Origin of the sequence: Streptomyces sp. NPDC092369, from assembly GCF_044755245.1 — a bacterium.
Classification (GTDB): Bacteria; Actinomycetota; Actinomycetes; order Streptomycetales; family Streptomycetaceae; genus Streptomyces.
The window spans coordinates 644,316-670,998 of the sequence record NZ_JBIVQP010000007.1; the positions used below are offsets into that span (position 1 = coordinate 644,316).

The following is a 26,683-nucleotide window of genomic DNA, read 5'->3' on the forward strand; positions in this document are numbered from 1 at the left end:
CGGGCATGCGACATCACGCAGTATCGACGGTCCGACAGACTCGTGAAAAACGCCGACGAGAACGGGCCGACCGCTTTCCCGGCATTTCCCGAGGTCACCGCAGCAGGGCTCGATCGGAATCGGGATGTTCCCCGCGAAACTCCGACCGAATGCACTCTTGCCGGGTACACCGGAAGCGGCTAGACGAAACATCGTCAGAACACTCCTCGTATAAACTCCGCGAACAAGGCAGAGGGGTGGCGCCCGCGGTCCTGGAACCTGCCGTCGAGGTGACGTGCGGCAGGCCTCACCCACACTCCTCGTTCCCAGACCCCGGCTCCCGCCTCTCTGCCCCCGCGAGCAGACAGCGCCGTCCGCCCCCGCCCTCGCGCCACCGTGCCTGTCGAATGAGAGGCGACCCACCATGCCGCTGCATGTCCCCCCGGCTCCCGCGCCCGCCCTTCGCACCGTTCTCACCGCACTCGCCTCGCCCACCGCGGTCCGCGAGGCCAGGACCCCTGCCCTGCTGCGCTCCCAGGGGCCCGCGACACCCGAACTCCCCCTGCCCGTACACGTGTTGGACGAGATCACCCCAGCAGGCGCATCCGCCACCCGACTGGCCGGGTGGCGTTTTCTGATCCGCTGCGGCGAGCGCGCGGTGGCCGCGGCCGAGACCCGGCTGACCCCGGACGGCTGGGCCTTCTCGCACTTCTTCGAGGGGCCCTACATCGCCGCCACCGAGCGCGCCCTGCGCCAGGCAGACACCATGACCCAGCACTACCAGCCCCGCCTGCTCTCCGTGCCCGCCCTGTACATGCTCACCCTGTGGCTGCACGGGGACTGCGGCGCGGACGGCGCCACCGGCCACCCCGCGGCCACCGATCTGCTCGTCCCGCTGGCGCCCGCCCCACCCGGTATCGCGGCCCACCGCCCGCACCGGGTGGCCGAACTGCTCCCGGTGCTGACCCATCGGGTGACTCCGGCCCCGCTCCTGGGTTCGCCCGCCTGACATCCCCCTTTCGCGACGGCACTCGTACCCCGCCCCGGAATTCCGGTCGGCGGGGTACTTCGCATTTACCGGCCCCATTCTGCTCGTACGAGCAATTCATCGCTCGTACGAGCCGGAAGCGCGCTCTGACCTGGACGGACTAGCCCCATCAGGCCACCGAGAACCATCCAAAGTGACAGTGCAGTTGGAATGAACCGTCCGGCCGGGTGATGCGTCATCAACCTGTGAGGAAGCGGTGCCGCTAAATCCCTGCGGATTGACGCCCGTGGGGCAACACTGGGTTCTGACCGACTTATCACAACGGGGGGCGGCCATGGACGAGACTTCCAGCCGCGAGACAGACAAGACAGCCACCACACACCTCACGACACAGCGAAAGATCCCACCAATGTGCCAGCACCAGTCACCGTGCCCCTCAGCCGACTCGGCCGACCGGGAATCCGCCCGCCTCATGGCGCACCACCCGGAGCAGGGCTGGAGCCTGCTGTGCAACGGCGTCCTGCTCTTCGAGGACACCGGTGAGCTCCTGCCGGACGGCCAGATCATCGCCCCGCACCGCCCTGAGGGCACCAACCCGGTGATGACCGCCGCCTGAGCGCCACCGGGCGGTATGGCGCATCGCCCGGAGACTTGAGGGGCCGGTCGCAGGAACACTGCGAGCCGGCCCCGACGCACGTTCGGGGTCGATCACTCCGTGTAGTGCCCCGGGTCCGTGCGCGTGAGTCCACGGATTCTCTTGCGTTCTCCCTCGCGCTACTTCAACGCGTCCCTGATCGCGAAGTACGCGGGCTTGGGCAGGAGTTGTTCGTCCCACGGCAGCGCGGCGCCCTCACCCGGGAAGAACGCGGGGATCCACGAGTACTTGTCGGTGTAGTCCCACACCGTGATCCCCGCACACCGGCGCACCGCGAGGCACGCCTCGGTGAGATCCCGGTACCACTCGGCCTGTTGGGCGAGCTTCGCGTCGGTCGCGGGCAGGATCATCCGCACGTCGACCTCGGTGAGCGCGGTGTCGAGGCCCAGCCGGGAGAAGCGGCGGAGGTTGTCCTCCAGGGTCGCGGGATAGCCGTACTGCAGGGCGAGATGGGCCTGGAGCCCGATGCCGTCGAGCGGGACGCGCCGCGCCTTCAGCTCCTTGGCGAGGGCGTAGTAGGCGTCGCTCTTCGGGCCGACCGCCTCGATGTTGTAGTCGTTGAGGTACAACTTGGCGTGCGGGTCGGCCTGGTGGGCCCAGCGCAGCGCGTCCGCGATGTAACCGGGGCCGAGCGTCTTGTACCAGAGGGTCTCGCGGTAGGTGCCGTCCTCGTTGAACGCCTCGTTGACGACGTCCCAGGAGTAGACCTTGCCGCGGTAGTGCCGTACCTCCGTCTGGATGTGCTTCTTCAGTACGGCCCGCAGCTCGTCGGCGCCCCACTCACGATCGGTGAGCCAGCTCGGCAACTGGCTGTGCCAGACCAGGGTGTGGGCGCGGACCCGCTGGTGTCTGCCGCGGGCGAGGTCGACGATCTCGTCGCCGTTGGTCCAGTCGAAGACGCCCTGTTCGGGCTCGGTGGCGTACCACTTCATGCCGTTGCCGGGGGTGATCATGTCGAACTCGCTGCCGAGCAGGGCCTTGTAGGCGGTGTCGGTGAGTTCGGGGTTGTCGGTGGCGCTGCCGAAGTAGCGGCCGTGGCGCTGGGCCAGGTCGGCGAGGGTGAGCGGCTTCTCGTGCGCCTGAACGCCCGGGGCCGTGCCGGCGATCAGCACGGCCGTGAGTGCTCCGGCCAGTCTGAGACGGTTCTTGCGCATGGTGCGACTCCTCACGTGCGGGTGTGTGGGTGAGCCGTACGTCCGTCGGCGCGCGTCATCCCTTCGTCGCGCCGGCGGTGAGGCCGCCGACGAGCTGGCGCTCGGCGACCGAGTAGAAGGCGAGGGCGGGGACCATCGCGAGGACCAGGTAGGCGAAGACGCGGGCGTACTCCGCCGAGTACTGGCCCTGGAACTGCTGGACGCCGATCGGCAGGGTCCACAACTTGGCGTCGGTGAACACCAGCAGCGGCAGGAAGAAGTTGTTCCAGCTGGTGACCACGGCCAGCACGGAGACCGTGCCGAGCGCGGGCCGCGCCATGGGCAGCAGGATCCGCCAGAAGAATCCGAAGGCGCTGCACCCGTCGAGCGTGGCCGCCTCCTCCAACTCGCCCGGGATCTGCCGGAAGAAGCCGCGCAGGATGATGATCGTCATCGGCAGCGCGAAGGCGGCCTGGGGCAGGATCACGCCGAGCGGGTTGTCGAGCAGACCGATCGAGCGCAGCAGCAGGAACAGCGGCAGGACCGCCACCGCGAAGGGGAACATCAGCCCCATCGTGAACACGGTGAACAGCAACTCCCGCCCGCGGAAGGCGAATCGGGCGAAGGAGAACGCGGCGAGCGCGGACACGGCGACCACCAGCACGGTCGTACCCACCGCGATCAGCGTGCTGTTGCCGACCAGCCGCCAGAAGTCGCCGGAGCCGAGGATGTCGGTGTAGTTGCCGGTCAGCCAGTGCTCGGGCAGTCCGAAGGGGTTGCGGGAGAGCTCGTCGGTGGACTTGAAGCCGGACAGGGCCGCGTACACCAGGGGGACGACCATCACCGCGCCGACCGCGAGGAGGATCACGTGCAGCGGCAGGGTCCGTACGGCGCCGGCCTTGCGGGTCACTTGCCGTCTCCCCTCATCGTGGTGGTCGCCCCTTCGAGGTCGCGGCGGAGCACGAACCGCTGGTAGGCGAGGGCGAAGACGAGACAGATGCCGAACATGACCACGCTGATCGCGCTGGCGTAGCCCACCTGGTAGCGCTTGAAGCCGTACTGGAACATGGTCACGGCCATCGTCTCGGAGTGGTGGTCGGGGCCGCCCTGGGTCACCACCCAGACCAGGTCGAAGAGTTGGATCGACCCGATGACGGACAGGAAGACGCTGATGCGCAGGGTGGGCGCGAGCAGCGGGAGCGTGACATTGCGGAACCGCTGCCACGCGTTGGCGCCGTCGATCAGCGCGGCCTCCGTCAACTCGGCCGGGATGGACTGGAGTCCGGCGAGGTAGAGCATCATGTGAAAGCCGAAGTACTTCCACGTCATGACCAGGAACAGGGTCGCCATGACGTAGGAGGGGTCGGCGAACCACTCCCCGCCCAGACCGTCCAGGCCGATCCCGCCGAGTACATGGTCGGCGAGCCCGGCGTCCGGCGCGAAGACCATGCTGAACAGCACGCCGGTGATGGCCTCGGACAGGACGTACGGCGCGAAGAACAGCATCCGGTACACGGCCCGGCCGCGCAGCCGCTGGTTGAGCAGGACCGCCATGGCCAGCGCGAACGGAAGTTGGAGCGCGAGCGACAGCAGCACCAGGACCAGGCAGCGCCACAGGTCGCCGAGGAACACCGGGTCCTGGAAGAGCCGGGTGAAGTTGTCCGCGCCCGTGTAGTCGGAGGGCATGCCGAAGCCGCCCCAGCGGAAGAAGGCCGCGTACACCGCGAACAGCATCGGCAGCAGCACCAGGCCCACGAACAGGACCAGCGCGGGCAGTTGGAAGCCGACCGCGGTGAGCCAGTTCAGCGTGCGCCGCCGGGCCCGCCCCCGGGCCGAGTCCTTGGTCGGGGGCGGGACGGCGAGCTCGGGACCGGTCCGCTCGTCCGGGAGGAAAGTGGAGGTCATCGGCGGTCCGGGAGGAGTGTGGAGGTCATCGGCGGCTACTGCTCTTCCTTCGCGACCTTGGTGATCGACTGCGCGACCTGCTGGGGGGACTTGGAGCCGGCGATGAGCGCGCCGACGCTGTCGTTGACCTCCTGGCCGACGGCGGGGGCGTAGGCCTGGTCGAGGTAGAGCTGGAAGCCGGTGGCGCCCGTCAACTGGGCTTGTACGGCCTTGGTGTTGGGGTCGGACAGCGCGCTCGCGGCGGCCGGCACCACGGGCAGGGCGCCGGTCTTCTTGACGAGTTCGAGGTCGGTGGCCTCGGAGGCGAAGAACTTCAGGAAGTCCACGGCCGCCTGTGGGGCGCCCTTGCGCAGGGCATGTCCGCCGCCTCCGCCGAACACCTCGGTGATGACGCCCTTTCCGCCCTCGACCGCGGGGAACGGGAAGAAGCCGAGGTTCGCGCCGAGCCCCTTGCCGGCGTCCGCCTCGACCACCGGAGCCCACTGGCCCATGAGTTCCATGGCCGCCTTGCCGTTACCGACAGTCGCGGCCTGGCCGGTCGGCGTCGAGTACGCGGCCCCGAGGAACCCCTTCTGGAACGGCTGGAGTTGGATGAGGTCCTTGAAGTGCTGCCCGGCCTCTACGAACCCGGCTCCCGTGAAGTCCTTGTCCTCGTTCGCCTTTTGCAGGGCGTCGATGCCCGCGGTGCGCATCGCGAGGTAGGCCCAGTAGTACATGCCGGTCCACGTCTCCTTGCCCGCGAGGGCGAGGGGCGTGATGTTCTTGGCCTTCAGCTTGTGCACGGCATCGAGGAAGCCACCCCAGGTGGTGGGCGGTTGACCGATGCCGGCCTGCTTGAACAGCGCCTTGTTGTACCAGAACCCGATCATGCCGATGTCGAACGGGATCCCGTACACCTTGTCGTCCACGAGATACGGCTGCTTCGCCACCGGCAGCAGTCCGTCGGCCCACGGCTTGGTCCTGTCGGTGAGGTCCTCGACCAGCCCGGCGTCGATCTGCTGCTTGAGGACGCCACCGCCCCAGGTGTGGAAGACGTCCGGGAGCTTCCCCGAGGCGGTGAGGGCCGTCATCTTCGACTTGTAGGCGTCGTTCTCCAGCTGGACGATCTTCAGCTTCACCTTGGGGTTCTGCGCCTCGAACTTCTTGGCCAGGGCGGCCCAGACGCTCTTGGTCGGCTGGGTGGTGGAGATGTTCCACCACTCGACGGTGGTCGTCCCCGAGGACGACCCTCCGTCCGAGTCCCCGCCGCATCCGCTCAGTGCCGTCACGCCCAGACCGGCCGCGGCGGAGGCCGCGAGAAAGCCGCGGCGGGACAGTGCCCGGTCGCCCATCATGCGCTCCTTGGGGGTACGGGACGGCGCGTCCACGGCCGTCCGCTGTGACCGAAAGTTTCGGAGATGATCCTGAAAGATGCGTTGTTGCCGCACCCTAGAGACAGCTTCCGAAGAGTGGCAACCCCTTGGACACAGCGAATCCCCAAGCGCCCGAGATCGGTGGGAGTGCTTCGTAATATTCGCGAGTCATGGCGAATGTTTCGCCCTCGCAGCTCAGACGGCGCGGCCCGCGACGCAGCCAGTCTTAACGGAAGCTTGACGCCTGCGCCCCGGTCCCGCACAGGCCCTGACGTCACTCTCCGCTTACGCTGGTTCGGCCGTCCGCGTGATGGCCGGAACCCACACGCTGAGACGCCTCAGGAGCACACCCATGGCCACCACCGAGCACCCTCCCAGTCGCCTGCGTGAGTGGATGCTGGAGGGACTGTCCGACATGGGGAAGGCCGGCCGCGCGCGCCCGGCCGCCCAGGCGCAGCCCGCCCACAAGGGCCAGCGCTGGTACCGCGTGATGTGCCTGACCGGCGTCGACTACTTCTCCACGCTCGGCTACCAGCCCGGCATCGCCGCCCTGGCCGCAGGACTGCTCTCGCCGGTGGCGACCATCGTGCTGGTCGTCGTCACGCTCGCCGGCGCCCTGCCCGTCTACCGGCGCGTGGCGGAGGAGAGCCCGCACGGCGAGGGTTCGATCGCGATGCTGGAGCGGCTGCTGTCCTTCTGGAAGGGCAAGCTGTTCGTCCTGACGCTGCTGGGGTTCGCCGCGACCGACTTCCTGATCACCATCACGCTCTCGGCGGCGGACGCCTCGACCCACCTGGTGGAGAACCCGCACCTCACCGACGCCCTGCACGACCACCGGATGCTGATCACCCTCGTCCTGGTCGCCCTGCTCGGCGCGGTGTTCCTCAAGGGCTTCCTGGAGGCGATCGGCGTCGCGGTCGCGCTCGTAGTGATCTATCTCGGGCTGAACGTCGTCGTGGTGATCGTCGGCATCTGGCATGTCGCCACGGCCGGTCACGTGGTCACGGACTGGTCCAGCGCCCTGACCGCCGAACACGGCAACGTCTTCGCCATGATCGGCGTGTCCCTGTTGGTCTTCCCCAAGCTCGCGCTCGGTCTGTCCGGCTTCGAGACCGGCGTCGCGGTCATGCCGCACGTCCAGGGCGACCCGGAGGACACCGAGGAGAACCCCAAGGGCCGCATCCGCGACACGAAGAAGCTCCTCACGGCCGCCGCGCTGATCATGAGCGTCTTCCTGATCACGACCAGCTTCATCACCACCGTGCTGATCCCGGAGAAGGAGTTCGAGGCAGGCGGCCAGGCCAACGGCCGCGCCCTCGCCTTCCTGGCCCACGAGTACCTGGGCAGCGCCTTCGGCACGGTCTACGACGTCTCGACCATCGCCATCCTCTGGTTCGCCGGCGCCTCCGCGATGGCGGGCCTGCTCAACCTGATGCCGCGCTATCTGCCCCGCTACGGCATGGCACCGCACTGGGCCCGCGCCGTGCGCCCCATGGTCATCGTCTTCACCCTGGTCGCCTTCCTGGTCACCTGGATCTTCGACGCGAGCGTCGACGCCCAGGGCGGCGCCTACGCCACCGGTGTACTGGTCCTGATGTCCTCGGCGGCGATCGCCGTGACCATCGCCGCCCGCCGCGCCGGCCAACGCAACTGGACCATCGCCTTCACGGCCGTCTCGGCGGTCATGCTCTACGTCACCGTCGTGAACGTCATCGAGCGGCCCGACGGCGTCAAGATCGGCGCCTGCTTCATCGCCGGCATCATCCTCGTCTCCCTGCTCTCCCGGCTGGCCCGCGCCTTCGAGCTGCGCGTCACCCATGTCGAGCTGGACGCCATGGCGGAACGATTCATCCGGGATATGGCGAGCCGCAAGATCCGCTTCATCGCCAACGAGCCCGACCAGCGCGACAAGGCCGAGTACCGCGACAAGATCGAGCAGATCCGCAACGACAACGACATGCCGGAGCAGGAGGACTTCGTCTTCGTCGAGGTCACGGTGACCGACCCGTCCGAGTTCGAGTCGGGCCTGACGGTCCGGGGCGAGGTCCTGCACAACCGCTACCGGGTGCTGACCCTGGAGTCGTCCTCGATCTCCAACGCCCTGGCCGCCCTGCTCCTGCACGTCCGCGACGAGACCGGCTGCACCCCGCACATCTACTTCGAGTGGACCGAGGGCAGCCCCTTCGCCCAGTTCCTGCGCTTCTTCCTCTTCGGCCAGGGCGAGGTCGCCCCGGTCACCCGAGAGGTACTCCGCGAGGCGGAACCGAACCGCGACCGCAGGCCGCGGGTGCACACGGGCTGACCCGGCCCACGCGGGTCCGACAAGGGGCTTCTGTCCCGCAGCTCATCCCGCAAGGTGCGTTCACGGCCCTATCGTGATCCGCATGCAGTCCTACACAATCGGCCAGGCAGCGCGGCTGCTCGGCGTGAGCCCCGACACCGCGCGCCGCTGGGCGGATGCCGGCCGGGTGACCACCCACCGCGACGACAGCGGCCGCCGGCTCATCGAGGGGCGCGACCTGGCGGCCTTCTCGGTCGAACTCGCGAAGGCGGACGGCGAGGAGGAGGCCCCGTCCCACACCTCCGTGCGCAACGCCTTCCCCGGGATCGTCACCGCGATCAAACTCGGGGACGTGGCGGCCCAGGTGGAGATCCAGGCCGGCCCGCACCGCCTCGTCTCACTGCTGACCCGCGAGGCCGTCGAGGACCTCGGCCTGGAGGTCGGCATGGAGGCCACGGCCCGGGTCAAGTCGACAAACGTCCACGTCGACCGCACGTGACTCGGTGGACTCACCCGGCAGATCACTCCCGTAAAGCCACATCCGACCCACCCGGCACATCACTCCCGTACGAACGCACATGCCACCCCACATCGGCATCGCTCCAGCTCATGCGATGCGACAGGAGACTTACGCCTCGCAAATGCGCCAGTATGATCGGCGCACGGGAGGCGCCCGAGGGGTTCCTCCACGAGAAGACAGAGGGAGTGGACCCGTGATGACCCGTTCCGCGCGCAGGACCCGCCGGACCCTGCAAGTGGCAGGTGCCGGAGCCGCCGCGCTGCTGGCCCTGAGCGCGTGCTCCTCCGACTCGGACTCCGACTCCACCAAGTCGGACTCCTCGGCGTCGACCTCCTCGTCGCCGAAACTGTCCGGCACGGTCACCGTCTTCGCCGCCGCCTCGCTCCAGGAGAGCTTCTCGACGCTGGGCAAGGAGTTCGAGAAGCAGTACCCGGGCACCAAGGTCACCTTCAGCTTCGGCGGCAGCGATTCGCTGGCCGCGAGCATCACGGGCGGCGCCCCGGCCGACGTGTTCGCCTCGGCCAGTCCCAAGACGATGGCGATCGTGACGGACAAGGGTGACGGCGTCGGCACGCCCGCCACCTTCGTCCGCAACCAGTTGGAGATCGCCACCCTGCCGGGCAATCCCGACAAGGTCGCCTCTCTCAAGGACCTCACCAGGTCGGGCCTCAAGGTCGTCCTGTGCGACAAGACGGTGCCCTGCGGCGCCGCCGCTCAAAAGGCCCTGGACGCAGGCAAGTTGAAGCTCACGCCGGTCTCCTACGAAGAGGACGTCAAGTCCGCCCTCAACAAGGTGGTCCTGAAGGAGGCCGACGCCGCGGTCGTCTACAAGACGGACGTGAAGGCGGCGGGTGGCAAGGTGGAAGGCGTGGACTTCCCTGAATCGTCGGACGCCATCAACGACTACCCGATCACCCTCCTCAAGGACGCGCCGAACGCGGCGGCGGCCAAGGCGTTCATCGCCCTGGTGCAGTCCGCCGAGGGCCAGAAGGTGCTGACCGAGGCCGGATTCCTCAAGCCGTGATCCCGAGCGACGCGTCCGACGCCGCGGCCGAGACCCTGGAGTCCGGCCCGCGGCGAAGGCGTGTCCGCAAGGGCGTGAGCAGAGGCGTAGGCACAGGCGTGACCAGAGGCGTCCCCCTCCCCCTCCTGCTCCCCGCCCTCCTGGGCCTGGCCTTCCTCCTGCTCCCCCTGATCGCGTTGCTGGTCCGAGCCCCGTGGAGCGCCCTCTCCACCCAACTCACCAGCACGGAGGTATGGCAGGCACTCCGCCTGTCCCTCCTCTGCGCCACAGCGGCGACGGCGGCAAGCCTGGTGATCGGAGTCCCCCTGGCCTGGCTGCTGGCCCGCACGGACTTCCCGGGCCGCGGCCTGGTACGAGCCCTGGTAACCCTCCCCCTGGTCCTGCCCCCCGTGGTGGGCGGCGTAGCCCTGCTCCTGGCCCTAGGCCGCAACGGCATCGTCGGCCAGTGGCTGGACGCCTGGTTCGGCATCACGCTCCCCTTCACCACGACGGGCGTCATCGTGGCGGAGACCTTCGTGGCGATGCCGTTCCTGGTCATCAGCGTGGAAGGCACCCTGCGCGCGGCGGACCCCCGCTACGAGGAGGCAGCCACAACTCTGGGCGCCTCCCGCTTCACGGCGTTCCGCCGAGTCACCCTCCCCTTGATCGCCCCAGGCATCGCGGCAGGCGCCGTCCTGGCCTGGGCCCGAGCCCTGGGCGAATTCGGAGCGACGATCACCTTCGCCGGCAACTTCCCCGGCCGCACCCAAACCATGCCCCTGGCGGTCTACTTGGCCCTCCAGAACAACCCAGAAGCAGCCATCGCCCTGAGCCTGGTCCTCCTGGCGGTCTCGATCACGGTCCTGGCGGCGCTACGGGAGCGGTGGGTGAGTCCGGCGTGAGGGGGACGGTCTGGAGCGACGACGTCCTGCCGAAGGCGAGCGCTCACGGGACTGACGGCTCGTCTACGAACACCCGCTGGATGACCCCCTGATGACGAACACTCCCCCCGCGGCCGCCGACGGCGCGAAGCCCCCACTGGGGCCACCCGCACCCGACAACGAAAGAAGTACGGGTGGTGCGGGTGGGAGCTCTTCCCCGGCCGAAGGCCGGGCACCCTCCACGCACCCGCACCCGCACCCGCACCCGCACCCGACCACCGGCCTGCACGCCCACCTCGTCGTAGACCTCAACACCTTCCGCCTGGACATCGAACTCACCGCCGCCCCCGGCGACGTAGTAGCCCTGCTGGGCCCAAACGGCGCAGGCAAAACAACCGCCCTACGCACCCTCGCCGGCCTGACCCCCCTCACCTCCGGCCACCTCCACCTCGACGGCACGCCTCTGCACCGCACACCCCCCGAATCCCGCCCCGTAGGCGTCGTATTCCAGGACTACCTCCTCTTCCCCCACCTCACCGCCCTGGACAACGTCGCCTTCGGCCCCCGCTGCCACGGCGCAACAAAAAAAGAAGCAAGAGCCCAAGCGGCAACCTGGCTGACCCGCATGGGTCTGAAAGCGCACACCACCACCAAACCCCGCCACCTCTCCGGCGGCCAGGCCCAACGCGTAGCCCTGGCAAGAGCCCTCGCCACCAACCCCCGCCTGCTCCTCCTCGACGAACCCCTGGCCGCCCTGGACGCCCGCACCCGCCTCGACATCCGCACCCAACTCCGCCACCACCTGGCCGAGTTCGAGGCAGTAGCCGTCCTCGTCACCCACGACCCCCTGGACGCCATGGTCCTGGCCGACCGCCTCGTGGTCATCGAGGACGGCCGCGTGGTCCAGGAAGGCACCCCCACAGACATCGCCCGCCACCCCCGCACGGACTACATCGCCCAACTCGTAGGCCTCAACCTCTACAAGGGCCACGCGGACGGCCACACAGTCACCCTCGACCCAGGCTCCGGTACCGAGATCACCACCGCGGAAGACCTCACCGGCGAGGTCTTCGTCGCGTTCCCGCCCAGCGCCGTCACCCTCCACCGCACCCGCCCCACCTCCACCAGCGCCCGCAACCTCTGGCACTGCGAAGTCGCGGGCCTGGAAACCCACGGCGACCAGATCCGCGCCGACCTCACCGGCGAACTCCCCCTCGCCGCAGACCTCACCACGGTCGCCGCGGCCGAACTCGAGCTGCACCCCGGCGCCTCGGTCTGGGCGACGGTCAAGGCGACGCAGACACACGCGTACCCGGCATAAGCACTCACAAGGCCTACGGTGAGGGCCATGACCCTCAGCATCCGCAACCAGCTCCCCGGCACCGTCACCACCGTCACCCCCGGCGAGGTGATGGCCACGGTCGGCATCCTCCTCACCGGCGGCCAGAGCCTCACCGCCGCGATCACCCGCGAAGCCGTCACCGACCTCGCCCTCGCCCCCGGCACCCCCGTCCGCGCCCTGGTGAAGTCGACGGAGGTCTCCCTCGCCACAGGACCAGTCGCGGGCCTCTCGATCCGCAACCAACTCCCCGGCACGATCACCGAGATCACCACCGGCGAAGCGATGGCCTCGGTCAAGATCGACGTTGACGGCGGCGCCCTGACCGCCGCCATCACCCGCGCGGCAGTCGACGACCTCGCCCTCAAGACCGGCGACCCCGCGGTCGCGCTGATCAAGTCGACGGAAGTCTCCCTGTCGACGACCTGACGCGGAAACAGCAGGGCTCCCGCCGACGTACATCCGGCAGGAGCCCTCTCCGTCCATCCAGCGCTGTCAGTCCTCGTACGCATCCAACGGCGGGCAGGAGCACACCAGGTTCCGGTCACCGAACGCCTGGTCGATACGCCGAACCGGCGGCCAGTACTTGTCGGCCACCGAGACCCCGCCCGGGAACACGGCCTCCTCACGCGTGTACGCGTGCTCCCAGACACCGCCCAACACACGCGCCGTATGCGGAGCGTTCCGCAGCGGATTGTCGTCCGCGGGCCACTCCCCCGCCCCCACCTTCTCGATCTCCGCGCGAATGGCGATCATCGCCTCGCAGAACCGGTCCAGTTCGATCAGGTCCTCGGACTCGGTCGGCTCGATCATCAGCGTGCCGGCCACCGGGAAGGACATCGTCGGCGCGTGGAACCCGTAGTCGATCAGCCGCTTGGCGACGTCGTCGACGCTCACACCGGTCGCCTTGGTCAGCGGCCGCAGATCGATGATGCACTCGTGCGCGACCAGCCCGCCGGGCCCGGTGTAGAGCACGGGGTAGTGCGGCTCCAGGCGCTTGGCGATGTAGTTGGCGCTGAGCACCGCCACCTGCGTGGCCCGCTTCAGCCCCTCGCCGCCCATGAGGCGGACGTACGCCCACGAGATCGGCAGAATGCCGGCCGACCCCCAGGGCGCGGCCGAGATCGGCCCCACACCGGTCTCGGGCCCGGCCGCCGGCTGCAGCGGGTGGTTCGGCAGGTACGGCGCCAGGTGCTCGCGCACACCGACCGGCCCGACACCGGGACCGCCACCACCGTGCGGAATGCAGAACGTCTTGTGCAGATTCAGGTGCGAGACGTCCCCGCCGAAGTGCCCCGGCTTGGCAAGCCCCACAAGGGCGTTGAGGTTGGCGCCGTCGACGTACACCTGCCCACCGGCCTCGTGGACCTGCGCGCAGATGTCCGCGACATGCTCCTCGAACACACCATGCGTCGACGGGTACGTGATCATCAGCACCGACAGCTCGTCGCGGTACTGCTCGATCTTCGCCCGCAGATCCTCGACGTCGATCTCGCCGTCCCCGGCGGTCTTCACGACGACGACCTTCATGCCCGCCATCACGGCGCTCGCGGCATTGGTCCCGTGCGCGGACGACGGAATCAGACACACGGTCCGCTGCTCGTCCCCGTTGGCACGGTGATATCCGCGTACGGCGAGCAGCCCCGCCAGCTCGCCCTGCGACCCGGCGTTGGGCTGCAGCGACACCTTGTCGTACCCGGTGACCTCGGCGAGCCGCTCCTCCAGCTCCCGGATGAGTGTCAGATAGCCCTGCGCCTGCTCGGCGGGCGCGAAGGGGTGCAGCTGCCCGAACTCGGGCCAGGTGACGGGCTCCATCTCCGTGGTCGCGTTGAGCTTCATCGTGCAGGAGCCCAGCGGGATCATGCCGCGGTCGAGCGCGTAGTCACGGTCGGCCAGCTTGCGCAGGTACCGCAGCATCGCCGTCTCGGAACGGTGCTGCTGGAAGACGGGGTGAACGAGGAACTCGTCGCTCCGCAACAGCGCCTGCGGAATCGTCTCCCCGGCAACCGCGTCCAGCGCGTCCACGTCCCCCGCGACCCCGAACGCAGCCCACACGGCACGCAGTTGGGCCCGCGCGGTCGTCTCGTCACAGGCGATCGACACGTGATCGGCGTCGACGAGGTACAGGTTGACCCCGTTGTCCCGCGCGGCGGCGACGACCTCGGCGGCCCGCCCTTCCACGCGCACGGTGAGCGTGTCGAAGTAGGTCCCGTGCACGACCTCGACCCCGCCGGCCCTTAGCCCCTCCGCCAGGATCGTGGCGTAGCGGTGGGTGCGCCGCGCGATCACCCGGAGGCCCTCGGGCCCGTGGTAGACGGCGTACATGCCGGCCATGACGGCGAGCAGCACTTGCGCGGTACAGATGTTGCTGGTGGCCTTCTCCCGACGGATGTGCTGCTCACGCGTCTGCAGCGCGAGCCGGTAGGCCTTGTGCCCGTCGGCGTCCACGGACACACCCACGAGCCGCCCGGGCAGGCTGCGCGCGAACTTCTCGTGTACGGCCATGTAGCCCGCGTGCGGTCCGCCGAAGCCCATCGGCACACCGAACCGCTGCGTCGTACCGACGGCGATGTCCGCGCCCAGCTCGCCGGGCGACTTCAGCAGCGTCAGCGCCAGCAGATCGGCGGCGACGGTGACGAGCGCACCGAGCCCGTGCGCCTGGTCGATCAACGGCTTGATGTCCCGTACGACACCGGAGGCGCCGGGGTACTGGACGAGAACGCCGTTGATCTCCCGCTCCGCGACCTCGGCCGGGATGCCGTCGGCGAGGTCGGCGACCACGACCTCCACGCCGGCCGGCTCGGCCCGCGTCTGGATCACGGCGATGGTCTGCGGCAACGCGTCCGCGTCGACCAGGAACAGACCCTTCTTGTTCTTGCCCATGCGCCGGGACAGCGCCACGGCCTCGGCGGCGGCCGTGCCCTCGTCGAGCAGCGAGGCGCCGGAGGTCGGCAGGCCGGTGAGGTCGGCGACCATGGTCTGGAAGTTGAGCAGTGCCTCAAGTCGGCCCTGCGAGATCTCCGGCTGGTACGGCGTGTAGGCCGTGTACCAGGCCGGGTTCTCCATCACGTTGCGCAGGATGACGGGCGGGGTGAAGGTCCCGTAGTAGCCGAGGCCGACCATGGAGTCGAGGACCTGGTTCCGATCGGCGAGCGACCGCAGCTCGGCCAGCACCTCGGCCTCGGTGCGCGCACCGGGCAGGTCCAGGGCATCGGCGTTCTTGATCACGTCGGGCACCGCGGCGGCGGTGAGCTCGTCCAGCGAGCCGTAGCCGACCTGCGCGAGCATCTTGGCCCGCGCCTCCTGGTCGGGCCCGATGTGGCGCTGCTCGAACGGGATTCCCGCTTCGAGCTCGGAGAGCGGAGTGCGATGGGCGGTCATTGCGGAGGCCTCCTGGTCGGTCACGACCTTCGGGGGGTACCACGGCACGGGTACCCCGACGGCCTCCCCCTCTGTCATCTCGACCTGAGAGCTTCACCGGACATCCCGAAGGAGCCCGGCTTTCACCGTCGGTGAGAGCGGAGGCCTTCGACACCCGCTCTGCTTTCCAGAGTGACCTCGTCCGTGCGGTACGTGGGCCTGAGAGATTCCGGGGAGGATTTGCTCCTTCGGCGCCTCCGATGATGTCTGGAGGACTCTCCCGCACGGGGTCAGCAGCCGCTCCCAGCCTATCAGCGAGCGCACCGCACGGGCCTTCGAGTGGCCACCATCACCAATGTGCTCTTTTGTAGAGTTTACGAGTGCGTCGCGACCACGTGGAGGCCCCGTGCAGACCGACATCGATCCACGCAACCTGATCGGCCGCAAGGCGTTCGACCGCAACGGCACCAAGATCGGCACGATCGACGAGATCTACCTCGACGACGCGACCGGAGTGCCGGAGTGGGCCGCCATACGCACCGGCCTCTTCTCCCGGGACGCCTTCGTCCCCCTGGAGCCCAGCGAACTGGTCGAAGGCACCCTCCACGTCCCCTTCGAACGCGCCCTCATCAAAGACGCCCCCGACTTCGGAGTGGGCCGCCACCTCTCCCCCCAACAAGAACTCCAGCTCTACCACCACTACGGCCTCGACACAGCACCCCCACCAACGTTCCCGGACAGAGACTTCGGCAAGCTGGCAGGCACAGAGGACGCGGACGCCTGAGGCCTCCGGCCAATAAAACCCGCCTAGCCTGCGGACAGTCCCCCGCCGCCCCCACCCGCCCAGCCTGCGGGCAGTCCTGCCGTTGTGGCTCCGCGGCACAACTCCGCCCACCCCCCCACCCGACCAGCCTGCGGGCAGTCGTGCTGCTGGGGCGGCACGGGTGGGCGCAGGCGGCACCCCGCAACGCCGGGCTGCGCAACGCCCCGCCCCGCCAGAGCCGACGCTCACGTCCGGACCCCGTCCACCGAAACCCCGGCCCCTCCGCCCCCCTCGACCAACGGCAACGGATCCGCCGGCTCCAACTCAAGGTCATCGACCCGAAACGTCCGCACCCGCCCCGGCTCGGACCCCGGCGTCTCAAACCGCACAGTCACCCGCCCCAGCCCACTCCCCTGCACCCACCCATGCCCGAATTGCGCATGCCGCACATCATGCCCCGAAGGCCACCGCCGCTCAGCAGCAGCAACCACCTGCTCCTCGACCACCTCCGCCTCCCCCGACTCAACCTCCGCATCAGAGAACTCCGCATCCGCACCGCTCCCCGCCCCCACCCTCGCCCCCGCCGCCTGCGCAAAAAGATCCTCCTGCGTGAAGTCGGCAAGCCCACTGACCCCCACCCCCAGCAACCGCACACCCCCGGTCGTGTCCACAGACTCCAACAACCGCCCGGCAGCCTCCCGCACCACTCCCGGATCATCCGTGGGCCCTCGCAAGGTCTCGGACCGAGTCAACGTCGAGAAGTCGTACCGCCGCACCTTCAGCACGATCGTCCGCCCGGACAACCCCGCCGCCCGCAACCGCCGCACACACCGATCCGCCAGCCGCTGCACCTCCAGCCCCACCCGCACCCGGTCATGGATGTCCACGTCATACGTGTCCTCGACCGACACCGACTTGGTCCCCCGCTCAGCGACGACAGGCCGATCGTCACGCGCCAACGCCATCGCGTAGAGCCCGTGCCCGTGCGCCTTCCCCAACAGCCGCACCAACTCGTCCTCACCGGCCTCGGCGAGATCGTCGACCGTGGTGATCCCGGCCCGCCGCAGATGGTCCCCCGTCGCCGGCCCCACCCCCGGCAGGATCCGCACCGGCATCGGCCCGAGCAGAGCCCTCTCGGTCCCCGGCTCGATGAGCACCAGGCCGTCCGGCTTGGCCTCCTCGGAGGCGATCTTCGCGAGCATCTTGGACGCGGCCAGGCCGACGGATCCGGTCAGCCCCGTGACCGCCCGTATGTCCGCGCGCAGCTTCTCCCCGACCAGCCGCGCCGACGCCCGGTCCCAGGCGGCTCCATCGGTCTCCAGGTCCACGAACGCCTCGTCCAGGCTGAGCGGCTCCACCAGCGGCGACAACGAGTGCAGCAGCCCCATGACCTGCTCGCTGATCGCCCGGTAGAACCCGAAGCGCGGCACCAGATACGCGGCGTTCGGCGCGAGCCGCCGCGCCTGGGCCATCGGCATCGCGGACCTGACCCCGAACACCCGTGCCTCGTACGAGGCGGTCGCGACCACCCCACGCGGCCCGAGCCCGCCCACCACGACGGCCTTCCCGCGCAGACTCGGCTTGGACGCCTGCTCCGCCGAGGCGTAGAAGGCATCCATGTCGAGATGCAGGATCGTGGGCGCGTTTCTCACATCTCCGATGCTGCACTACGCCACTGACAACGCACCCGCACGACCGCCGGGTGCCGCCTCGAGCCGCTCAGACGGCCCGGTTGCGGCGCCGTGCCAGCTCGTCCGCGGGATTGTTCCCGACCAGCGTCTCGCCCGTGTCGACGCGCTCGCCGTGCAGCTGCGAGAGCGCGCTCTCGACGTCCCGCCACACCACACCGACGGCGATCCCGAAGATGCCCTGGCCGCCCTGGAGCAGCGCGTGGACCTCGTCCGGCGAGGTGCACTCGTAGACCGTGGCGCCGTCGCTCATCAGCGTCATGCGCTCCAGGTCCCGGAAACCGCACGCGCGCAGATGCTGGACCGCGGTGCGGATGTTCTGCAGGGACACACCGGTGTCCAGGAACCGCTTGACGATCTTCAGGACGACGACGTCCCGGAAGCTGTAGAGCCGCTGCGTGCCCGATCCGTGGGCGGGCCGCACACTCGGCTCCACGAGCCCGGTGCGAGCCCAGTAGTCCAGTTGGCGGTAGGTGATCCCAGCGGCCGCGCAGGCCGTAGGACCTCGGTAGCCGATCTGCTCGGACGCCATGGACGTCGCCCCTCCGCTGCTCGGCACGGCCGCCGGCCGCTGCGGGACGTGGCCGGGCGCGCTGCTGTGATGGGGATCCCCCCAACTCGAACGCAGTTGAGAGCTTGGGGGAGGGTACGGACCGCTCTCCCCGAGACCGTGTCCCGGGGCACCCCCAGCCGTACCGTCGCCGCTGCTTCTCACGCCGACCTCCGTCCTTGACCTGCCTTCACGACGGTAGGCAGTCACCAGGGGTGCGTCAACGATCGCCACACTCGGCACGCCGGGTGATAATCACCCTAGGAGTGGTTTCCCGCACCCAACCGCGGGGAAAGGCTAGCCGAATGTGCCCGGAGCAAGGCCCAGGACGCTCGCAGTGGCCTCCGGCAATTGCCGGCATTTCGTCCGCGCCCCGCGTCTCACTGGCTGCTGGTGCCGAAGTCCTCGGGTGAGATCTGGTCGAGGAACTCGCGGAACTTCTCCACCTCGTCCTCCTGCTCGTCCGGGATCGCGATGCCGGCGTCGTCCAGCACCCCGTCGCTGCCGTAGATCGGCGTGCCCGTGCGCAGCGCCAGCGCTATGGCGTCGGACGGGCGCGCGCTCACCTCGACCCCGCTGGCGAAGACCAGTTCGGCGTAGAAGACGCCTTCGCGCAGGTCGGTGATGCGCACTTCGGTGAGCTCCTGGCCGACTGCCTCCAGCACGTCCTTGAACAGGTCGTGGGTCAGCGGTCGCGCGGGGGCCATGCCCTGCTGGGCGAAGGCGATCGCCGTAGCCTCGCCCGGCCCGATCCAGATGGGGAGGTAACGGTCGCCTCCCACTTCACGCAGGAGCACGATCGGTTGGTTGGAGGGCATTTCGACCCGGACACCTACGACATCGAGCTCGTTCACACAGCAACCCTAGGACGTGCCCGGGACGTTTGGGTAGTCGGGCAGGGAACGGGGGGATGATCCGGCCGCCGCGTGGCGCCCGGCTCAGGGCAGGCGCACGCCCAGCGCGGTCTGCACGAGCGCGGCGTGCAGCCGTACGGTGAGCGCCGCCAGCTCCTTCGTACGGGCCTCCGCGTGGGCCCTGGTCTGCGGATTGCGATGGCGTTTCAACGGGGCGACCACTTGGTCCACGAGCCCTGCCTCGCGATCCGCGGCCGCTTTCATCACCCGAAGGTGTCGCGGCTCGATCCCGAACCGGCCCAGCTCGACGACGAGCACGGCCACGGTGGCCGCCTCCGCGTCGTACGCCCCGTCCGGCAACGGCCCGACGAGCCCGTACGACTCCCACTCCTCTAGCTCCTGCTCGCCGATGCCGGCCGCCGCCAGCAGCTCGTCCCGGCCGATCCGGGCGGCCGTGGGCCCCTCGTGGGCCTCCAGGGCGGGCTCACCGTCCCGCTGACGTCCCACTGCGGGCAGCAGTACGGCTTCACCGCGCTCCATGGCGTCCAGGTGCTCACGGATGACCTTGAGCGGCAGATAGTGGTCCCGCTGCATCCTCAGGACGTGACCGAGGCGCTCGACGTCTCCGGGGCTGAACTTGCGGTACCCCGAGGGGGTCCGCTGCGGCTCGATGAGCCCCTCCGACTCCAGGAAACGGATCTTGGAGATGGTGACTTCGGGGAACTCGTCGCGCAGCACGTTCAGCACCGTGCCGATGCTCATCAGTCCACTGTCCGCGGCGGCGGCGCCGTGTCCGGCCCCGCCGCTCGGTGTATGAAGCATGGACCTTCTCCGTGGAGGGTCAGTAGCCTCGCTGGCTCGCGTAGAACACCAGCCGGTACTTGCCGATCTGCACCTCGTCGCCGTTGTTCAGCGCGACCGAGTCGATCCGCTCGCGGTTGACGTACGTGCCGTTCAGGCTGCCCACGTCGGCCACCGTGAACGAACCGTCCGCGGCGCGGCGGAACTCCACGTGCCGGCGGGAGACCGTCACGTCGTCCAGGAAGATGTCGCTCTGCGGGTGACGCCCGGCCGTGGTCAGGTCACCGTCCAGCAGGAAGCGGCTACCCGAGTTGGGTCCCCTGCGCACCACGAGGAGCGCGGAGCCCAGCGGCAGCGCGTCCACCGCGGCCTGCGCCTCGGGAGAGAGCGCCGGAATCTGCGTCTGTCCGGTCACCTCGGCGTCGTACGCCTCGAGACCGGAGATGGAGATCGTCGAAGTCGTCTCGGACGGCCGCTCGGCGCCGCCTCGCAACGGCGCACCGCAGTTGGAACAGAAGCGACTGTTCTCCGCGTTGCGGTGACCGCACCTCGTACACACCAGGGCCGACATAGGGGAAAACCCTCCACCCGTACTTGAGGTTGACGGCTGCCCGAAACCTATGCCGCCGGACTGCGCAGGGTCAACAGACGGCGCGCCCTGACCTCCGAAAACGTCGCCACCCTGACCGCCCACCTGGTCCCGGAACAGCGGACGCTCGCCTTCCGCGTCTGGCTGTGCGCGATGACGAGCGGTCGCGTTCGCATTGTCGCTACCCTCTCGCGCGCTCTTGCCGAACAACTTCGCAAACAACTTCACGGGCGATTCCCCTTGACCGAAACAGACCCGCCCGTGGGGCAGGACGAACCCTGATTGCATACACCGGCCGACCCGGACATCCTCACAACGTCCGTATCCACCAGACAGTTTCCACCACGCACCACCCATTCGGTGCGCCGACCCCCCGCAACCTCATGCCCCTGCCGGACGGCCCCCATGCACCGCCGGTTCACTGAGAGGACGACCGAGCGTAGTCAGGCTGCTTCGCCGCCCGCAAGGCGTCCACGACGATCTTGGTCGACCGCTCGACGGTAACGGTGGCCTGCTCCTTCTCGAGAGTCTGCACCACGCCTCCAGGGATGTTGAGCGCCGGCTCCAGGTCCTCCGGCTTGCCGATGACCTTGAAACGATAGGGCGCGTTGATCTTGTTCCCGTCGACGCTCACGCTCTTGTCGGAGTCCGTCAGGTAGGTGCCCGCGACGACTCGCACGCCGTTCACCTGGATCGCCTCCGCGCCGGCCGCGCGCAACTCCTGGATCGCGTCGAGCAGCATGTCCGCCTCGACCGTCCCCTTCGTGTCGTCGATGGTCATCGTGATGCCAGGTCCCTGCGCGGCCACGGTGCCCGCCAGAATGCCGAGTTGCCCTTCCTTCTCGACGGTCTGCTTGCGGGCCTCCTCGGCCTGGTCCGAGCTGTTCTCCAGCTCGTCGCGCTGCTTCTCCAGTCCCTGCTTCTCGTCCTCAAGACGCTGAGTACGGTCGTCCAGTTCATCGAGAATGCGAACGAGATCCTCCTGACGTGCTCCACGCAGGGCGCTGTCACTGTCGCTGTTCGAGGCGACCTGCACGGCCAGCCCGAAGCCGAGCCCGAACAGCAGTACGGCGACGATGAGTTGGGCCCGGGTGACGCGCGGCGGCCAGACACCCTTCGCCAGCCGCTGGCGCCCGGTCAGCCCCGGCGTCGGCTCGGAGGGCGTCTGCGCGGCCTCCGCCGGCTCGGCGGCCTCGGAAACCGTCGCGGGCACCTCTTCGGGCAGTTCCTTGCGCAGCCTGTGCTCGGGCGTCGTCTCCGGCGTCTCTTCGTTCTCGCTCATCGGCCTCACGCCCGGAAGACGTGCCGGCGGATCGCGGCGGCGTTCGAGAAGATGCGGATCCCCAGGACGACGACGACACCGGTCGACAGCTGAGCGCCCACGCCCAACTTGTCGCCCAGGAACACGATCAGCGCGGCCACGACCACATTGGACAGGAACGACACCACGAAGACCTTGTCGTCGAAGATGCCGTCGAGCATGGCCCGCAGACCGCCGAAGACGGCGTCCAGCGCCGCCACGACGGCGATCGGCAGATAAGGCTCGACGACCGCCGGAACCTCGGGCCGGACCAAGAGGCCGGCCACGACTCCCACGACGAGGCCCAGTACGGCGATCACGATGTGCCCTTCTCGTTTTTCTCGGTGTTCGGCTGTGCGGTACGGACGATCACACTCGGTGCGGCGGGCAACCGGACGTCGGCCTCCGTGGAGATGGCGGTCCGGATCCCGTAGTTCTCCTGCAGGGCATGCAGATACAGCCCGTCGGCACTGTTCTGGAACCTGGTGCTCAAGCGCTTGCCGTCCCCCACGGCGAGCACCGTATACGGCGGAACAAGTGGCTTGTTGTCGACCAGTATCGCGTCACCCGCGGCCCTGATCGCCGACAGTGCCGTCAGCCGCTGTCCGTTGATGGAGACGGCCTCGGCACCGGACTCCCACAGCCCGTTGATCACGCGCTGCATGTCCCGGTCGCGCACCCGACCCGTGTCGGAAAACCCGTTGGTCTCGCGCGGGTTGCCGTCGCCGCCGGTGGTGGCTTCCTTCGCGTCGTTCACGACGAGCTTCACGCCCGGACCATGGACAGCGACAGCACCCGACAGGATGCCCACGAGCTCCGACTGGTCCTCGCCACCGCTCTTCTTGAGGGCCGCCCGCTGCCGATCGCCCACGTCGTCACGCAGCTTGTCGACGGAGCCCTCCAACTTGTCGGCCGCGTCGGTCTCCCGATCGATACGGTCGATCAGTTCCTCGCGCTCCTTGGCCACGACGGGAGCCGCCACGCGCGCCTGCGCCGCACCCACGGTGACGACCAGCGCCGCGAGCACCAGCCCTGCGGCAAGACCCAGCCTGGCGCGGAGGGTCTTGGGCATGCCACCGGCCCCCGCGGCCTTCTTCCGGTCAGCCGCCTCGGCATAGCCGTCGTCGAGGCTGTGATCCATGACGTTGGTGAGCAGCGACATGGACGCGTCCGGACGGCGCGTGGGTGTCCTCCGAATGGGGGGCTGCTGCGGCATGCCGCACATCGTCGCACGTCGTGGCCGCTACCTCCGAATGGCCCCACCGGCGTGCCGGACAGGCCCCCTTGGGGACACTTGTCCGGCACGCACGCGTGCTTCGTCTTTCAGCGGCCGGCGCTGTCCACGACCGCCGACCACTCGTCGAGCAGCGCCTGGGCGGACGCGTCGTCCGGCCCCTCGGCCCACAGATGGGTGACCGCCTCGGCAGGGTCCGGCAGCACCATCACCCAGCGCCCGTCGGTCTCCACCACACGCACACCGTCGGTGGTGTCCACGAAGCGCTCTCCGGCCGCCTCGACGACCCGCCGCATCACAAGTCCCTTGACCGCCCACGGAGTCGCCAGATCCCGCTTCAGGACATGCGCACGCGGAATCCGCGCGTCGATCTGGCTGAGCGTGAGCTGCGTCCGCGCCACCAGTCCGATCAACCGTACGAAAGCCGCCGTACCGTCGAAGACGCTGCTGAACTCAGGGACGATGAAGCCGCCCTTGCCGTCACCACCGAAGATGGTGGTCTCGTCACGCCCCACCCGGGTCAGGTCGTCGGGCGAGGTCGTCGTCCACTCCACCTGAGTGCCGTGGTAGGCCGCCACCTGCTCGGCGATCCTCGTCGTGGTCACCGGGAGTGCCACCCGCCCACTGCGCCGCTCCGCGGCCACCAGGTCGAGCATGACGAGCAGCGCGCGGTCGTCCTCGACGATCCGGCCCTTCTCGTCGACCAGCGAAAGCCGCTCACCGACCGGGTCGAAGCGCACTCCGAACGCGGCCCGCGAGGACGCCACGATCTCACCGAGCCGCACCAGCCCCGACCGCCGCACATCCCCGGTCTCCGTAGGCCTGGACTCGTCCAGGCCAGGGTTGATGGTCAGCGAGTCCACACCCAACTTGCCCAACAGGCTGGGCAGCACCAGCCCGGCACTGCCGTTCGAAGCGTCGACCACGACCTTCAGCCCGGAATCGGCGACCCCGGTGGTGTCGACGTTCCGCAGCAACGAACCCGTGTACGAGTCGAAGACGCTGCCCGGAAAATACAGGTCCCCGATCTCACCGGGAAACGCGCGCCGGTACTCCTGCCGCGCGAACACCCGGTCCAGTTTCCGCTGACTGCCCTGCGACAGGTCGGCTCCCCGCCCGTCGAAGAACATGATGTCCACGGAATCCGGCACTCCAGGAGTGGTCCGGATCATGATCCCGCCGGCGCTACCGCGAGCGGTCTGCTGCCGGGCCACGGGCAGCGGTACGTTCTCCAGGTCGCGTACGTCGATGGCGCTGGCCTGCAGGGCGGAAATGACCGCCCGCTTGAGCGCACGAGCACCACGCGAGTGATCGCGTGCGGTGGTGACCGTAGAGCCCTTCTTCAGGGTTGTCGCATAGGCGCCGGCGAGACGCACGGCGAGTTCGGGCGTGATCTCCACGTTCAGGATTCCGGAGACACCGCGCGCGCCGAAGAGATGGGCCTGCCCTCTGGACTCCCAGATGACGGAGGTGTTGACGAAGGCGCCGGCCTCGATGGTCTTGAACGGGTAGACCCGCACATTCCCCTGGATGATCGATTCTTCACCGATCAAGCACTCGTCACCGATGACCGCGCCGTCCTCGATCCGCGCAGCCCGCATGATGTCGGTGTTCTTCCCGATGACACAGCCACGCAGATTGCTGTGCTGCCCCACGTACACGTTGTCGTGCACGACGGCCTTGTGCAGAAAGGCCCCGGACTTCACGACGACGTTGGAGCCGACGACGCTGTGCTCACGGATTTCGGCGCCGGCCTCCACCTTGGCGTAGTCGCCGATGTAGAGCGGCCCACGGAGAACGGCATCGGGATGCACTTCGGCACCCTCGGCCACCCAGACACCCGGGGAGAGCTCGAACCCGTCGATCTCGACGTCGACCTTGCCCTCCAGGACATCGGCCTGGGCCTTCACATAGCTCTCGTGCGTACCGACGTCCTCCCAGTAGCCCTCGGCGATATAGCCGTAGATCGGCTTGCCTTCCTTCATCAGCTGCGGGAAGACATCGCCGGACCAGTCGACGGACACATCGGGTTCGACATAGTCGAAGACTTCGGGCTCCATGACGTAGATGCCCGTGTTCACGGTGTCGGAGAAGACCTGTCCCCAGGTCGGCTTCTCAAGGAAGCGCTCGACCTTGCCTTCTTCGTCGACGATCGTGATTCCGAACTCCAACGGATTCGGCACCCGAGTCAGACACACGGTGACGAGCGCACCCTTTTCCTTGTGGAAATTGATGAGCTCGGTGAGGTCGAAGTCGGTCAGGGCATCACCGGAGATGACGACGAAGGCATCATCCTTCAACGCCTCTTCCGCGTTCTTGACGCTCCCCGCAGTACCGAGTGGCTTCTCCTCGTTGGCATAGGAGAGCTCCATTCCGAGCTCTTCGCCGTCGCCAAAATAGTTCTTGACCAAGGAGGCCAGGAACTGGACAGTCACGACGGTCTCGTTCAGCCCGTGCCTTTTGAGCAGCCTCAGCACATGCTCCATGATCGGGCGGTTGACCACTGGCAGGAGTGGCTTGGGCATGCTTGAGGTCATGGGGCGAAGGCGTGTGCCTTCACCTCCGGCCATCACGACGGCCTTCATGTCGGAAGCGTCCTCCTCGAAGAGACGACGGTCTAGCCGACTTCACCCGTCAGATTGTCCCGCACTTTTCCGCCGGGGGCCATCGGGCGACGAGCAGCACACAACGGCGGGGTCAGTCGGCCTTGGGGTCCGCACGGATCAGACGGCGGACTTGTACCACGTAGAGGACTCCTGCCCACCAATACAGCGTTGTACCCCATCCTGCGAACGCCCATCCGAAAATAGCACCGAGTGACGAGATCCATCCACTTCCGTCACTGAGCAGAAGCAACGGGAAGGCGTACATGAGGTTGAAGGTGGCGGCCTTCCCCAGGAAGTTCACCTGCGGCGGCGGATAGCCGTGCCGCCGGAGGATGCCCACCATCACCAGGAGAACCAGCTCGCGCGCCAGCAGTGCAGCGGTCAACCAGATTGGCAGAATCTCGCGCCAGGTCAGACCGACCAAAGTCGAGAGAATGTAGAGCCGGTCGGCCGCGGGATCGAGCAGCCGGCCAAGGCTGCTGATCTGGTTCCAACGCCGTGCCAGCTTGCCGTCCAGATAGTCGCTGATCCCGCTCAGCATCAGGACCAGCAGGGCCCAGACGTCGCTCTGCGGACCACCGAACTCCGGCCTCAGGATCAGCCACAGGAAGAGCGGCACACCGGCCAGCCGCGCCATGCTGAGGATGTTGGGGATGGTGAGCACCCGTTCCGTCTGGACACGGGTCTCCTGGACCTCCACCCGGGGGCCTCCTGTGGGAACGTTCCAACGATGCCCCCTGACCCTACCTCAACGCAAAAAAGCTCCGGTTCTTGGGCTGATGCCCAAGAACCGGAGCTCTAAAAGGAGTTCGGCGGTGTCCTACTCTCCCACAGGGTCCCCCCTGCAGTACCATCGGCGCTGTAAGGCTTAGCTTCCGGGTTCGGAATGTAACCGGGCGTTT

Annotated in this window: 24 protein-coding genes, 1 rRNA gene and 1 riboswitch; of the genes, 9 read left to right on the plus strand and 16 right to left on the minus strand. The window is 68.4% G+C overall.

Going from position 1 to position 26,683, the window contains the following annotated elements:
- Positions 1-403 precede the first annotated feature (403 nt).
- Positions 404-988, plus strand: a complete 585-nt coding sequence (locus ACIQI8_RS37875) for a hypothetical protein (RefSeq protein WP_402361255.1) — start codon at positions 404-406, stop codon at positions 986-988.
- Positions 989-1,376: 388 nt separating this feature from the next.
- On the plus strand, positions 1,377-1,583 hold the full coding sequence (locus ACIQI8_RS37880; RefSeq protein WP_124000496.1) for a DUF5999 family protein: 207 nt from the start codon (positions 1,377-1,379) through the stop codon (positions 1,581-1,583).
- A 158-nt stretch (positions 1,584-1,741) separates the two neighbouring features.
- Here the strand turns inward: ACIQI8_RS37880 and ACIQI8_RS37885 are convergent, their stop codons facing one another.
- The 4 genes from ACIQI8_RS37885 to ACIQI8_RS37900 all read right to left on the minus strand — a co-directional run bounded on the left by ACIQI8_RS37885 (position 1,742) and on the right by ACIQI8_RS37900 (position 5,991).
- Positions 1,742-2,776, minus strand: coding sequence for an endo-1,4-beta-xylanase (locus ACIQI8_RS37885; RefSeq protein WP_402361258.1), 1,035 nt, complete (start codon positions 2,774-2,776; stop codon positions 1,742-1,744).
- Positions 2,777-2,831: 55 nt separating this feature from the next.
- Positions 2,832-3,596, minus strand: a complete 765-nt coding sequence (locus ACIQI8_RS37890) for a carbohydrate ABC transporter permease (RefSeq protein ID WP_402361373.1) — start codon at positions 3,594-3,596, stop codon at positions 2,832-2,834.
- Between the two features lie 65 nt (positions 3,597-3,661).
- Positions 3,662-4,660, minus strand: coding sequence for a carbohydrate ABC transporter permease (locus ACIQI8_RS37895; RefSeq protein ID WP_402361261.1), 999 nt, complete (start codon positions 4,658-4,660; stop codon positions 3,662-3,664).
- Positions 4,661-4,695: 35 nt separating this feature from the next.
- Positions 4,696-5,991 carry an extracellular solute-binding protein gene (locus ACIQI8_RS37900; RefSeq protein ID WP_402361377.1) on the minus strand — a complete coding sequence of 432 codons (1,296 nt, stop codon included), beginning with the start codon at positions 5,989-5,991 and terminating at the stop codon, positions 4,696-4,698.
- 373 nt (positions 5,992-6,364) lie between these two features.
- Here ACIQI8_RS37900 and ACIQI8_RS37905 point away from each other — a divergent pair, with 373 nt between their 5' ends.
- From ACIQI8_RS37905 to ACIQI8_RS37930, 6 genes are all read left to right on the plus strand, one after another.
- Positions 6,365-8,314, plus strand: a complete 1,950-nt coding sequence (locus ACIQI8_RS37905; RefSeq protein WP_402361264.1) for an amino acid transporter — start codon at positions 6,365-6,367, stop codon at positions 8,312-8,314.
- Between the two features lie 82 nt (positions 8,315-8,396).
- Positions 8,397-8,792 (plus strand): molybdopterin-binding protein, encoded by a 396-nt coding sequence (locus ACIQI8_RS37910; protein WP_402361267.1) that lies wholly within the window; start codon positions 8,397-8,399, stop codon positions 8,790-8,792.
- 217 nt (positions 8,793-9,009) lie between these two features.
- Positions 9,010-9,837, plus strand: coding sequence for a molybdate ABC transporter substrate-binding protein (gene modA, locus ACIQI8_RS37915; RefSeq protein ID WP_402361270.1), 828 nt, complete (start codon positions 9,010-9,012; stop codon positions 9,835-9,837).
- Positions 9,837-10,718, plus strand: coding sequence for an ABC transporter permease (locus tag ACIQI8_RS37920; protein ID WP_402361380.1), 882 nt, complete (start codon positions 9,837-9,839; stop codon positions 10,716-10,718). Before modA ends, ACIQI8_RS37920 begins: the two co-directional genes overlap by 1 nt.
- A 91-nt stretch (positions 10,719-10,809) precedes the next feature.
- On the plus strand, positions 10,810-12,018 hold the full coding sequence (locus ACIQI8_RS37925) for an ABC transporter ATP-binding protein (RefSeq protein ID WP_402361273.1): 1,209 nt from the start codon (positions 10,810-10,812) through the stop codon (positions 12,016-12,018).
- 27 nt (positions 12,019-12,045) lie between these two features.
- Positions 12,046-12,465 carry a molybdopterin-binding protein gene (locus ACIQI8_RS37930; protein ID WP_402361275.1) on the plus strand — a complete coding sequence of 140 codons (420 nt, stop codon included), beginning with the start codon at positions 12,046-12,048 and terminating at the stop codon, positions 12,463-12,465.
- A gap of 66 nt (positions 12,466-12,531) precedes the next feature.
- Here ACIQI8_RS37930 and gcvP read toward each other — a convergent pair whose 3' ends face one another.
- On the minus strand, positions 12,532-15,417 hold the full coding sequence (gene gcvP / locus ACIQI8_RS37935) for an aminomethyl-transferring glycine dehydrogenase (protein WP_402361278.1): 2,886 nt from the start codon (positions 15,415-15,417) through the stop codon (positions 12,532-12,534).
- A 176-nt stretch (positions 15,418-15,593) separates the two neighbouring features.
- A riboswitch (glycine riboswitch) is annotated at positions 15,594-15,689 on the minus strand.
- Positions 15,690-15,802: 113 nt separating this feature from the next.
- Here gcvP and ACIQI8_RS37940 point away from each other — a divergent pair.
- Positions 15,803-16,180 (plus strand): PRC-barrel domain-containing protein, encoded by a 378-nt coding sequence (locus tag ACIQI8_RS37940; RefSeq protein ID WP_402361281.1) that lies wholly within the window; start codon positions 15,803-15,805, stop codon positions 16,178-16,180.
- Positions 16,181-16,404: 224 nt separating this feature from the next.
- Here the strand turns inward: ACIQI8_RS37940 and ACIQI8_RS37945 are convergent, their stop codons facing one another.
- The 11 genes from ACIQI8_RS37945 to rrf all read right to left on the minus strand — a co-directional run.
- Positions 16,405-17,811, minus strand: a complete 1,407-nt coding sequence (locus tag ACIQI8_RS37945; RefSeq protein ID WP_402361284.1) for a DNA polymerase IV — start codon at positions 17,809-17,811, stop codon at positions 16,405-16,407.
- A 67-nt stretch (positions 17,812-17,878) separates the two neighbouring features.
- The gene (locus ACIQI8_RS37950; protein WP_402361287.1) at positions 17,879-18,562 is read right to left on the minus strand and encodes a MerR family transcriptional regulator; all 684 of its coding nucleotides are present in this window, start codon (positions 18,560-18,562) and stop codon (positions 17,879-17,881) included.
- Between the two features lie 215 nt (positions 18,563-18,777).
- A complete protein-coding gene (locus ACIQI8_RS37955) occupies positions 18,778-19,251 on the minus strand; it encodes a bifunctional nuclease family protein (RefSeq protein WP_004002801.1) in 474 nt (157 codons plus the stop codon).
- Between the two features lie 84 nt (positions 19,252-19,335).
- Positions 19,336-20,073: a MerR family transcriptional regulator gene (locus ACIQI8_RS37960; RefSeq protein WP_402361290.1), complete on the minus strand. Its 738-nt coding sequence runs from the start codon at positions 20,071-20,073 to the stop codon at positions 19,336-19,338.
- Between the two features lie 19 nt (positions 20,074-20,092).
- Positions 20,093-20,998, minus strand: coding sequence for an FHA domain-containing protein (locus ACIQI8_RS37965; RefSeq protein ID WP_402361293.1), 906 nt, complete (start codon positions 20,996-20,998; stop codon positions 20,093-20,095).
- A 61-nt stretch (positions 20,999-21,059) separates the two neighbouring features.
- Positions 21,060-21,923, minus strand: coding sequence for a DUF881 domain-containing protein (locus ACIQI8_RS37970; protein WP_402361296.1), 864 nt, complete (start codon positions 21,921-21,923; stop codon positions 21,060-21,062).
- Between the two features lie 5 nt (positions 21,924-21,928).
- The gene (locus tag ACIQI8_RS37975; RefSeq protein WP_003988855.1) at positions 21,929-22,261 is read right to left on the minus strand and encodes a small basic family protein; all 333 of its coding nucleotides are present in this window, start codon (positions 22,259-22,261) and stop codon (positions 21,929-21,931) included.
- On the minus strand, positions 22,258-23,166 hold the full coding sequence (locus ACIQI8_RS37980; protein WP_402361299.1) for a DUF881 domain-containing protein: 909 nt from the start codon (positions 23,164-23,166) through the stop codon (positions 22,258-22,260). The genes ACIQI8_RS37975 and ACIQI8_RS37980 overlap by 4 nt, the downstream gene beginning before the upstream one ends.
- 98 nt (positions 23,167-23,264) lie before the next feature.
- A complete protein-coding gene (locus ACIQI8_RS37985) occupies positions 23,265-25,760 on the minus strand; it encodes a sugar phosphate nucleotidyltransferase (RefSeq protein ID WP_402361302.1) in 2,496 nt (831 codons plus the stop codon).
- A gap of 112 nt (positions 25,761-25,872) precedes the next feature.
- Positions 25,873-26,481: a CDP-alcohol phosphatidyltransferase family protein gene (locus ACIQI8_RS37990; protein ID WP_402361305.1), complete on the minus strand. Its 609-nt coding sequence runs from the start codon at positions 26,479-26,481 to the stop codon at positions 25,873-25,875.
- Between the two features lie 107 nt (positions 26,482-26,588).
- Positions 26,589-26,683, minus strand: a 5S ribosomal RNA gene (rrf, locus tag ACIQI8_RS37995); the annotation flags it as partial.